The 12,175-nt window shown below is 60.4% G+C and carries 6 protein-coding genes; 4 read left to right on the forward strand and 2 right to left on the reverse strand.

Annotated features, from left to right (window positions below; all coding sequences use genetic code 11):
* Positions 1-144 precede the first annotated feature (144 nt).
* Positions 145-2,544, reverse strand: a complete 2,400-nt coding sequence (xdhB, locus tag ACW9HW_RS06450) for a xanthine dehydrogenase molybdopterin binding subunit (RefSeq protein ID WP_457398985.1) — start codon at positions 2,542-2,544, stop codon at positions 145-147.
* A complete protein-coding gene (xdhA, locus tag ACW9HW_RS06455; RefSeq protein WP_457398987.1) occupies positions 2,537-3,991 on the reverse strand; it encodes a xanthine dehydrogenase small subunit in 1,455 nt (484 codons plus the stop codon). The genes xdhB and xdhA overlap by 8 nt, the downstream gene beginning before the upstream one ends.
* A 266-nt stretch (positions 3,992-4,257) precedes the next feature.
* On the opposite strand from xdhA, the gene ACW9HW_RS06460 reads away from it, so the two are divergent.
* The 4 genes from ACW9HW_RS06460 (at position 4,258) to ligA (ending at position 12,095) form a co-directional block, all read left to right on the forward strand.
* Positions 4,258-4,917, forward strand: coding sequence for a GntR family transcriptional regulator (locus tag ACW9HW_RS06460; protein WP_095197306.1), 660 nt, complete (start codon positions 4,258-4,260; stop codon positions 4,915-4,917).
* Positions 4,918-4,919: 2 nt separating this feature from the next.
* The gene (smc, locus tag ACW9HW_RS06465) at positions 4,920-8,408 is read left to right on the forward strand and encodes a chromosome segregation protein SMC (protein WP_457398989.1); all 3,489 of its coding nucleotides are present in this window, start codon (positions 4,920-4,922) and stop codon (positions 8,406-8,408) included.
* Between the two features lie 257 nt (positions 8,409-8,665).
* Positions 8,666-9,517, forward strand: coding sequence for a cell division protein ZipA (zipA, locus tag ACW9HW_RS06470; protein WP_095197308.1), 852 nt, complete (start codon positions 8,666-8,668; stop codon positions 9,515-9,517).
* A 220-nt stretch (positions 9,518-9,737) separates the two neighbouring features.
* A complete protein-coding gene (gene ligA, locus ACW9HW_RS06475; RefSeq protein WP_457398990.1) occupies positions 9,738-12,095 on the forward strand; it encodes an NAD-dependent DNA ligase LigA in 2,358 nt (785 codons plus the stop codon).
* The last annotated feature ends 80 nt before the right edge of the window (positions 12,096-12,175 follow it).

Raw genomic sequence — 12,175 nt, forward strand, 5'->3', positions numbered from 1 at the left:
CACCTCAACATCTCTGTTGTCTGTTCAGGCCTCTTCGCGAGCAAGCCCGCTCCCACATTTGGATCTCTGTCATTCACAAAATCTGTGCCCACTGGAGATCCATTGTGGGAGCGAGCCTGCTCGCGAAGGGTCGCGCCTCGATCTTTAAAGCGGAGCCAACTCGGTCTGTGCCTCGACAGGCTTCACCGCCTTCAACCGGCGCATCTGCTCACAGCCCCACAACACCCGCTCCGGCGTCGCCGGTGCGTCGATTTTCGGTTGATGCCGGTAGTCGCCCAGGCTCGCTACCGCGTCCTTGATCGCGCACCACGCGGCGATGCCGAGCATGAACGGTGGCTCGCCCACGGCCTTGGAGTGGAACACCGTGTCTTCCGGGTTCTTGCGGTTTTCCACCAGCTTCACCCGCAGGTCCAGCGGCATGTCCGCCACGGCCGGGATCTTGTAGCTGGCCGGGCCGTTGGTCATCAGCTTGCCCTTGTTGTTCCACACCAGTTCTTCCATGGTCAGCCAACCCATGCCCTGGATGAAACCGCCCTCGACCTGGCCGATGTCGATGGCCGGGTTCAGCGAGGCGCCGACGTCGTGGAGGATGTCGGTACGCAGCATCTTGTATTCGCCGGTCAGGGTGTCGACCAGCACTTCACAGCACGCCGCGCCGAACGCGAAGTAATAGAACGGACGACCACGGGCCTGGCTGCGGTCGTAGTAGATTTTCGGGGTCTTGTAGAACCCGGTACTCGACAGCGACACCTGAGCGAAATACGCCTGCTGGATCAACGCTTCGAAGGTCAGGATGTGATCGCGAACCCGCACATGGCCGTTGTGGAATTCCACGTCTTCTTCGCTGACTTTGTATTGCCGCGCGGCAAACTCCACCAGGCGTTTCTTGATGGTCTCTGCAGCGTTTTGTGCAGCTTTACCGTTCAAGTCCGCACCGCTGGACGCTGCGGTCGGCGAGGTGTTCGGCACTTTGTCGGTGTTGGTCGCGGTGATCTGCACGCGGTCCATTTCCACCTGGAACACTTCGGCCACCACCTGCGCAACCTTGGTGTTCAGGCCCTGGCCCATTTCCGTGCCGCCATGGTTCAGGTGGATGCTGCCGTCGGTGTAGACATGCACCAAGGCGCCTGCCTGGTTGAGGAAGCTGGCAGTGAAGGAGATGCCGAATTTCACCGGGGTCAGCGCCAAACCTTTTTTCAGGATCGGGCTGTTGGCGTTGTAGCGACGGATCGCTTCGCGGCGCTCGGCGTACTGGCTGCTTGCTTCCAGTTCGGCGGTCATTTCCTCGAGCATGTTGTGCTCGACGGTCTGGTAGTAATGGGTGACGTTGCGCTCGGTCTTGCCGTAATAGTTGGCCTTGCGCACCGCCAGCGGATCGAGGGCCAGATGACGGGCGATGGCGTCCATCACTTCTTCGATGGCGACCATGCCCTGCGGGCCGCCGAAACCACGGTAAGCAGTGTTCGAGGCGGTGTTGGTCTTGCAGCGATGACCGTTGATGGTCGCGTCGCCCAGGTAATACGAGTTGTCCGAGTGGAACATCGCCCGGTCGACGATCGAGTTCGACAGGTCCGGCGAGCAGCCGCAGTTGCCCGCCAGTTCCAGCTGGATGCCGTGCAGGCGCCCGCTGTCGTCAAAACCCACGTCATATTCGACATAGAAGGGATGGCGTTTGCCGGTCATCAGCATGTCTTCGACCCGTGGCAAACGCATCTTGGTCGGTTGGCCGGTCAGGTGCGCGATCACCGCACACAGGCAGGCCGGGCTCGCCGCCTGGGTTTCCTTGCCGCCGAAACCACCGCCCATGCGGCGCATGTCGACGACGATCTTGTTCATCGACACGTCCAGCACTTCGGCCACCAGTTTCTGCACTTCGGTGGGGTTTTGCGTGGAGCAGTAAACGATCATGCCGCCGTCTTCGGTAGGCATTACCGAAGAGATCTGGGTTTCCAGGTAAAAGTGCTCCTGGCCGCCGATGTGCAATGTGCCCTGGATGCGATTTTTTGCCGTCGCCAGCGCGCCTGCCGAATCACCGCGTTCATGGGTATGGCTGTCCAGCACGAAATGCTTTTTGCGAAAGGCTTCGACCACGTCCAGCACCGGTTCCAGATCTTCGTATTCGATCACTGCGGCCATGGCGGCTTTGCGTGCGGTCTCCAGGTCACGGGCGGCCACGGCCAGCACCACCTGGCCGACGAACTGCACGGTGTCGATGGCCAGCAATGGGTCACCGGGCATCAGCGGACCGATGTCTTTCAGCCCCGGAACGTCTTCGTGGGTGATGGCGATGCGCACACCTTCGAAGGCATAGCAGGGCGAGGTGTCGATGCTGATGATCTTCGCATGGGCGCGGTCCGACAGGCGTGCATAAACGTGCAGCTGATTGGGGAATTCCAGGCGGTCGTCGATGTACTGCGCTTCACCGGACACATGCTTGGCGGCGCTGTCGTGCTTGACGCTGCGGCCGACACCGGTGGTCAGGTCCTTGGCGAACAGTTCAGCCAGTTCGGCCTGGGTCTTCTCTACGGCGTGATGGTTAGACATAAGCGGTCACCCGAGTCTCGATGTGCGGTGTTTGCAGTTCGATGAAGTATTTGCGCAGCAGGTTCTGCGCGCTGAGCAGGCGATATTCCTTGCTGGCGCGGAAGTCCGAGAGCGGGGTGAAATCTTCGGCCAGGGCGGCGCAGGCGCGTTCGACAGTGGCGCTGTTGAACGGCGCATTGCGCAGGACGTTTTCGCAGGCGCTGGCGCGTTTCGGAATCGCCGCCATGCCGCCGAAAGCCACGCGGGCATCGGCAATCACACCGTTTTGGAGGCGGATATTGAAAGCCGCGCAAACTGCCGAGATATCATCGTCCAGACGCTTGGACACCTTGTAGGCGCGGAACAATTGTTCAGCGCTGGCGCGCGGCATGATGATCTTCTCGATGAATTCGCTTTCCTGACGCGCCGTGACGCGGTAGTCGATGAAGTAATCTTCCAGAGCCATGGTGCGGCGGGTTTCGTCCTTGCACAGCACGATCTGAGCGCCGAGGGCAATCAGCAGGGGAGGCGAATCACCGATGGGTGAAGCGTTGCCGATGTTGCCGCCCAGGGTGCCCTGGTTGCGGATCTGCAGGGAAGCGAAACGCTGCAGCAATTCGCCGAAATCCGGGTACTCGGCCTTAAGGGCGTCGTAGCAGTCGGAAAGGGCGGTGGCGGCGCCGATTTCCAGGCGGTCGTCGAAGCGTTCGATGCGCTTCATTTCGGCGACGTTGCCGACGTAGATCATCACCGGCAGGGTGCGGTGGAACTGCGTCACTTCCAGTGCCAGGTCCGTGCCGCCCGCCAGCAGGCGTGCCTGTGGATAAGCGTCGTAGAGGTCGGCCAGATCGGCCACGGTCAGCGGCACCAGGCAGCGTTTGTCGCCACTGTTGAGTTCGCCGATATCGGTGGGCGCGATGGCTTTCAGGCGGGCAATGGTTTCGGCTTCACGGGCGTCGAACTGGTCCGGTTTTTTGCCGCAGCAGGATTGCTGGGCCGCTTCCAGGATCGGCCGATAACCGGTGCAGCGGCACAGGTTGCCTGCAAGGGCTTCGTGGGCCTTGTGCGAGTCCGGTTCATCGCTGTTCTTTTGCAGGGCGAACAGCGACATCACGAAACCGGGGGTGCAGAAGCCGCATTGCGAGCCGTGGCACTCGACCATGGCTTTCTGCACGCTGTGCAACTCGCCTTGGTGTTTGAGGTCTTCGACACTGATCAGTTGTTTGCCGTGCAGGGACGAAACGAACGTCAGGCACGAATTGAGGCTGCGATAGCGAATGTGTTCGCGGCCCGCTTCATCCGTCTGCAACTCGCCCACCACCACGGTGCACGCGCCACAGTCACCGCTGGCGCAGCCTTCTTTGGTGCCGGGTTTGCCCACATGGTCGCGCAGATAATTGAGCACGGTCAGGTTCGGGTCCAGGGCGTGCTCGCTACGGAGTTCCTGGTTTAGTAAAAACTGGATCACGGAAGGCCTCGCAGACTCATTATTGTTGTTAACCGACTTGAACCGAATTTAGCAGGTCTGACTTTCCGGTCAATGATTTTCTGACTTAAAGGTCAGGAAAATGCATTTCGTCGATCAACGACTCGTTCCTACAGTATTGACCCTCGCGGGATAGCCTGCTTTTTGCTTGAATCGTGCCAAAAACCGCCGCCCGGGCACTCCGCCATGACGTATCAATTGCGCTACACTGCGCCGCTTGTGCAAATCGAAGAGTTTGAAGGACAACCATGACGTTCAAGGCGCCGGACAGCCTCGCCGAGCAAATCGCTCACCACCTCGCCGAACGCATCATTCGCGGTGAAATGAAGCCCGGGGAGCGCATCCAGGAACAGAAGGTCACGCAGGCGCTCGACGTCAGCCGTGGTTCTGTCCGCGAGGCCTTGCTGATTCTCGAGCGTCGCCATCTGATCGCGATCCTGCCGCGACGTGGTGCCCATGTAACCGAACTCACCGCGCACAAGGTGCGGAGCCTGTGCACGCTGATGAGCGAGATGTACATCCTGCTGGCCAACGCCGTGGCCACCGGCTGGAAAGTCCAGGCCGACCTGGCGCCGTTCGTGCAGATTCAGCAGCGCCTGACCGCCAGTTACGAACGTCAGGACATTCATGCCTTCGTCGACGACAGTTTCAACGTGATGCGTGCCACGTACCCGTTCGCCGACAATCCCTATCTGCAGGAAACCGTCGAGAATCTGCAGCCGGCCATGAGCCGTGCCTACTTCCTGGCGCTGGATCAGCGCAAGGCCTCGATGAGCGAGTACCTGGAGCTGTTCGAGCGCCTGCTCGCCGCGGTGATCGCCCGTGACTTTCCACAGATTCGCCAAGTGCTGACGGCTTACGGTCAGCGCAGTTGCGATCTGGTGATCTCTGCCCTGACGGACGCCTGAGCGTGCGGCTAAAGTGCATCAAGCTGGCGGGGTTCAAATCCTTCGTCGATCCGACCACGGTGAACTTCCCCAGTAACATGGCGGCGGTGGTCGGACCCAATGGTTGCGGCAAGTCGAACATCATCGACGCCGTGCGCTGGGTGATGGGCGAAAGCTCGGCCAAGAACTTGCGTGGCGAGTCGATGACCGACGTCATCTTCAATGGCTCCACCAGCCGCAAGCCGGTGAGTCAGGCGAGCATCGAACTGGTGTTCGATAACTCCGACGGCACACTGCTCGGTGAATACGCGGCCTATGCGGAGATTTCCATCCGCCGCAAAGTAACCCGTGATAGCCAGACCACCTACTACCTCAACGGCACCAAATGCCGGCGCCGTGACATCACCGACATCTTCCTCGGCACCGGCCTGGGTCCGCGCAGTTACTCGATCATCGAGCAGGGGATGATCTCCAAGCTGATCGAGTCCAAGCCCGAAGACCTGCGCAACTTCATCGAAGAAGCGGCGGGCATCTCCAAGTACAAGGAGCGCCGGCGCGAGACTGAAAACCGCATTCGTCGAACCCATGAAAACCTGGAGCGACTGACCGACCTGCGCGAAGAGCTGGAGCGTCAACTTGAACGCTTGCACCGCCAGGCCGAGGCCGCCAAGAAGTACCAGGAGTACAAGGGCGAGGAGCGTCAGCTCAAGGCACAACTGTCAGCCCTGCGCTGGCAGGATCTGAACGATCAGGTCGGCCAGCGTGAGGGGATCATTGGCACCCAGGAAATCAGTTTCGAAGCCTTGGTGGCCGAGCAGCGCAATGCCGATGCCAGCATCGAACGCTTGCGGGACGGGCACCATGACCTGTCAGAACGCTTCAATCTGGTGCAGGGACGCTTCTATTCGGTCGGTGGTGATATCGCCCGGGTCGAGCAGAGCATTCAGCACGGCCAGCAGCGTTTGCGCCAGCTGCAGGACGATTTGAAAGAAGCCGAGCGCGCGCGCCTGGAAACCGAGTCGCACCTGGGCCATGACCGTACCTTGCTGCTGACCCTCGGTGAAGAGCTGGACATGCTCATCCCCGAGCAGGAAGTCACCAGCGCCGCTGCCGAAGAAGCCGCCGCCGCACTGGAAGAATCCGAAACCACCATGCATGGCTGGCAGGAGCAGTGGGACACGTTCAACCTGACCGCCGCCGAGCCGCGGCGTCAGGCCGAAGTTCAGCAATCGCGAATCCAGCAGCTGGAAACCAGCCTTGAGCGTCTGGCCGATCGCCAGAAGCGTCTGGGCGAAGAGCGTGCCTTGCTTGCCGCGGACCCGGAGGACGCGGCGATCATGGAACTCAGCGAGCAACTCGCTGAATCCGAGGCAACCCTGGAAGATTTGCAGACCAGTGAAGAAGCTCAGGTCGAAAAGCTCGAGCAACTGCGCCAGCAATTGCAGCAAACCCTGTCGGCGCAGCAGCAGGCCCAGGGTGATTTGCAACGGCTCAACGGGCGTCTGGCGTCGCTGGAAGCCTTGCAGCAAGCGGCCCTCGATCCAGGCACCGGTACTGCCGAGTGGCTGCGTGATCAACATCTGGCGGATCGCCCGCGGCTGGCCGAAGGCCTGAACGTTGAAGCCGGTTGGGAGCTGGCGGTGGAAACCGTGTTGGGTGCCGATCTGCAAGCGGTGCTGGTGGACGATTTCAACGCTTTCGATCTGTCCGGGTTTGCCCAGGGCGACCTGCGTTTGCTCAGCCCGGCCAGCGATGGCGTGCGTGTGCCGGGCAGCTTGCTCGACAAGGTCGAGGCGCAGATTGATCTGTCGCCGTGGTTGGGTCAGGTCAAACCGGTCGAGAGTCTTGAACAGGCCCTGGCTTTACGCGGGCAATTGGCCGTCGGGCAGAGCCTGATCAGCCGCGACGGTTATTGGGTCGGCCGGCATTTCCTGCGGGTGCGGCGTGCCAGCGAAGCGGAAAGCGGGGTTCTGGCCCGGGGGCAGGAAATCCAGCAGTTGAGCCTTGAGCGTGAAGAGCGTGAAGCCGCCGTCGAAGCCCTGGAAACCCAGCTTCAAAACCTGCGCGCGCAACAGCGCCAGCAGGAAAACGGTCGCGAACACTTGCGTCGATTGCTGCAAGACGAAGCCCGTCAGCAAGGTGAATTGAAAGCCCAGTTGTCGGCCGGCAAAGCCAAGGCCGAACAGCTGACCCTGCGCCGCACCCGACTCGATGAAGAACTCGCCGAGTTGAATGAACAGCGCGCGTTGGAGCACGAGCACATCGGCGAAGCGCGCCTGCAATTGCAGGAAGCCCTCGACAGCATGGCGCTGGACACCGAGCAGCGCGAGTTACTGTTGGCCCAACGCGACAGCTTGCGCGAGCGGCTGGACCGGGTGCGTCAGGAAGCGCGGCAACACAAGGATCACGCCCATCAACTGGCGGTGCGCCTCGGTTCCCTGCGGGCGCAGCACGATTCGACGCGCCAGGCGCTGGAGCGACTGGAAATGCAGTCCGAACGCCTGACCGAAAAGCGTGAGCAGTTGAGCCTCAATCTGGAGGAGGGCGAGGCACCGCTGGAAGAGTTGCGCCTGAAACTTGAAGAGTTGCTCGACAAGCGCATGACCGTCGACGAAGAACTCAAGACCGCGCAGATCGCCCTCGAAGACGCCGACCGCGAACTGCGCGACGCCGAGAAGCGCCGCAGCCAGGCCGAGCAGCAATCGCAGTTGATCCGCAGTCAGCTCGAACATCAGCGCATGGAATGGCAAGCCCTGACCGTGCGACGCAAAGCCTTGCAGGACCAATTGCTCGAAGACGGTTACGACCTGCACGGCGTGCTCGCCACACTGACCGCCGAGGCCAGCGAAAAGGCCGCCGAGGAAGAACTTGAGCGCATTGCCGCGCGGATTGCGCGCCTCGGTGCGATCAACCTCGCGGCCATTGACGAATACCAGCAACAATCCGAGCGTAAACGTTATCTGGATGCGCAAAACGACGATCTGGTGGAAGCGCTTGAGACACTGGAAAACGTGATTCGCAAGATCGACAAGGAAACCCGCAACCGCTTCAAGGATACCTTTGATCAGATCAATGGCGGTTTACAGGCGCTTTTCCCAAAAGTTTTCGGTGGAGGTCGCGCGTATTTGGAACTGACGGGCGAAGATCTACTCGATACAGGGGTGACGATCATGGCGCAGCCGCCCGGAAAGAAGAACAGCACCATCCATTTGCTCTCCGGTGGCGAAAAAGCCCTGACGGCATTGGCCCTGGTTTTTGCGATCTTCAAGTTGAACCCGGCGCCGTTCTGCATGCTCGACGAGGTTGACGCGCCATTGGATGACGCTAACGTGGGACGCTACGCACGGCTGGTCAAAGAGATGTCGCAGACGGTGCAGTTCATCTATATCACCCACAACAAGATCGCCATGGAAATGGCCGAACAATTGATGGGGGTGACGATGCATGAACCCGGTTGTTCGCGACTGGTGGCAGTGGATGTCGAGGAGGCGATGGCGATGGTGGATGCCTGATTTGTATCTGTAGGATGGATACTACGGGCTTATAGGACTTTTTTACTTGTCCTGACTTGCTGGCCAATCGACATATTCGCTGAAGCCATAGTGACAGACGGTGTAAAGTTGCCTTTGGTCGTGCTAGTTTAATGTCAATTTTTCGTATACGTGGGCAAAACGCCTGTCAGAACATAGAGTTGGCGCCACGTTTTAAAGCGGTTTACAGGTTGTAAACCCCTTATTTTTCAGCATTTTTTATAGAGGCACGGGATTACATGGAAATCGGTCTGCGCGAGTGGCTGATCGTCATCGGCATTATTGTCATTGCCGGTATTCTTTTTGATGGCTGGCGCCGCATGCGCGGCGGCAAGGGAAAACTGAAATTCCGTCTTGACCGAAGTCTGTCCAACCTGCCGGACGAGGACACCAGCGCCGAGCTGTTGGGCCCGTCCCGCGTGCTGGACAACCACAAGGAACCGCAACTGGACGAGCAGGATCTGCCGTCGGTGAGCATGCCGGCACGCGAGCCTCGTGAATCGGGTTCCAAGCGCGGCAAGCGTGGTGGTGAGCCGTCCCAGGGCGATATGAATCTGAGTCTCGATCTGGATGGCGGTCCAAGCTTCAGCAGCCGCGACGACGATTTCGTCGAAGACACCAAGGCTTCGCCTTCGGTCAGCGACAAAGAACAGCCACAAGCTGAAGAAGTGTTGGTGATCAGCGTGATTTGCCGCGATGCGGCCGGTTTCAAAGGTCCGGCGCTGTTGCAGAACATTCTGGAAAGCGGTCTGCGCTTTGGCGAAATGGATATTTTCCATCGTCACGAAAGCATGGCGGGGAATGGCGAAGTGCTGTTCTCCATGGCCAACGCAGTCAAGCCAGGGGTTTTCGATCTGGATGACATCGACCACTTCAGCACACCGGCGGTGAGCTTCTTCCTGGGGCTGCCAGGCCCGCGTCATCCGAAGCAGGCCTTCGACGTGATGGTGGCGGCGGCTCGCAAGCTGTCGCAAGAGCTGAACGGCGAACTGAAAGACGATCAGCGCAGCGTGCTGACCGCCCAGACGATCGAGCACTATCGTCAGCGCATCGTTGAATTCGAGCGTCGCGCACTGACCCAGAAACGATAAGGGCGCTTCTGTGGCGGGGGAGCTTGCTCCCGCTGGGCTGCGAAGCGGCCCCAAGGCCATCCACCTCGTTGTGCCAGGTACGATGAGATTGCAGGATTTACGACGGCTATGCCGCCGAGCGGGAGCTAGCTCCCTCGCCACAATGTCCATAGCCTTAAGCTACTGTGATTTAGAAGATTGAGCAGCCTCGGCTGCTCTTTTGCTTTATGAGAGAACACCCATGACTGCCGCCAAAGACCGCATTCTAGAACTGCGTGCCGAGCTGGATCTGCACAACTATCGCTACCACGTGCTGGATGAGCCGAGCATTCCGGACGTCGAGTACGATCGGTTGTTCAACGAGCTCAAGGCACTCGAAGCCGCCAATCCCGAATTGATCACCAGCGACTCGCCGACCCAGCGGGTGGGCAGCGCGGCGTTGTCGGCATTCACCCAGGTGCGTCATGAAGTGCCGATGCTCAGCCTCGGCAACGCCTTCGAAGAAACCGATATGCGCGAATTCGATCGCCGGGTAACGGAGGGGCTGGACCTGCCGGCCGGCGACCTGTTCGGTGGTGGTGCGGCGGTTGAGTACAGCTGCGAACCCAAACTCGATGGCCTGGCGGTCAGCCTGTTGTATCAGGAGGGTGTACTGGTGCGTGGTGCCACGCGCGGCGACGGCACCACCGGTGAAGACATCAGTGTCAACGTGCGTACCGTGCGTAACATCCCGCTCAAGCTGCACGGCACGGGCTGGCCGGCAACCCTGGAAGTACGCGGCGAAGTGTTCATGTCCAAGGCTGGATTCGAGCGGCTCAACGCCACACAGCTGGAAGTCGGCGGCAAGACGTTCGCCAACCCGCGCAATGCGGCGGCGGGCAGTTTGCGGCAACTGGACTCGAAGATCACCGCCAATCGGCCACTGGAATTCTGCTGCTACGGGATCGGCCAGGTGTCAGAGGATATCGCCGACACGCACATCGGCAATTTGCAGCAGCTCAAAGCCTGGGGCATGCCGATCAGCCATGAGCTGAAACTGGCGAACGGCATTGATGCGTGCCTGGATTACTACCGCGACATCGGCGAACGCCGCAACGCGTTGCCCTATGAAATCGACGGCGTAGTGTTCAAGGTCAACAGCATCGCCTCCCAGCGTGAGCTGGGTTTCCGCGCCCGCGAACCGCGCTGGGCCATCGCTCATAAATTCCCGGCCATGGAAGAGCTCACCGAATTGCTCGACGTGGAATTCCAGGTCGGCCGCACCGGTGCGGTCACGCCAGTGGCACGCCTGAAGCCGGTCAAGGTCGCGGGTGTCACCGTGGCCAACGCGACGCTGCACAATATGGATGAGGTGGCGCGTCTGGGGCTGATGATCGGCGACACGGTGATCATTCGCCGCGCCGGTGACGTGATTCCGCAAGTGGTGCAAGTGGTCACCGAGCGGCGTCCGGAAAACGCGCGGCCGGTGCAGATTCCGGAGCAATGCCCGGTCTGCGGTTCCCATGTCGAACGCACGCAACTGGTCAAGCGCAGCAAGGGTCGCGAGACGGTCAGCGAAGGCGCGGTGTATCGCTGTGTCGGTCGACTGGCCTGCGGCGCACAACTCAAGCAGGCGATCATTCACTTCGTTTCCCGTCGGGCGATGGACATCGAAGGCCTGGGCGACAAGAGCGTCGAGCAACTGGTGGATGAGGGGCTGGTGAGTTCGCCTGCTGATCTCTATGCCTTGAAGTTCGAGGATATTGTCGATCTGGAAGGCTTTGCCGAACTGTCGAGCCGGAAGTTGCTCGGTGCCATCGAAGACAGCAAGAAACCGGGCCTGGCGCGCTTCATCTACGCCCTCGGGATTCCCGATGTCGGCGAAGAGACGGCCAAGGTGCTGGCGCGCTCGCTGGGGTCGCTTGCGCGAGTGCAGCAAGCGCTGCCGCAAGTGCTGACTTACTTGCCGGATGTCGGCCTGGAAGTGGCCCATGAGATTCACAGTTTCTTTGAGGATGCGCATAACCGGCAGGTCATCGCCGATCTGCTCAGGCACGGCTTGCAGATTCAGGATCAGGGCGAACTGGGCGCCGAATTTGCCGCCAGCACTACCCTCGGTGGTTTCCTCGACAAGCTGCACATTCCTTCGGTCGGACCGGGCGGGGCGCAGAAGCTGGCCGACAGGTTCGGTTCGTTGCAAGGGGTGATCGACGCCGACTGGCTGGACATGCGCCAGGCGCTGCCGGAGAAGCAGGCCAATTCGGTTCGGGAGTTTTTTGCCGTCGAGGACAATCGCCTGCTTGCGGTCTCGGCCGAAAAGCAATTGGCCGATTTCGGTATGCACTGGCACAGCGAAAAGAAAGTCGTGGAAGGTTTGCCGCTGGCCGGTCAGACCTGGGTGCTGACCGGTTCGCTGGAGTTGATGAGCCGCGATGTGGCCAAGGACAAGCTCGAAAGCCTCGGCGCCAAGGTCGCCGGCTCGGTATCGGCCAAGACCCATTGTGTGGTGGCAGGGCCGGGGGCGGGGTCGAAGTTGACCAAGGCCAATGAGCTGGGGCTCAAGGTGCTGGATGAAGAGGCGTTTGTCGTTTTCTTGAAGGATCACAACATTTCGGTCTGATACCAAACTTGTGGCGAGGGAGCTTGCTCCCGCTGGAGCGCGAAGCGGTCCCCTCAGCCTCGGCGCCTGCTGCGCAGGCG

This window comes from Pseudomonas sp. SDO5532_S415 (genome assembly GCF_054071155.1).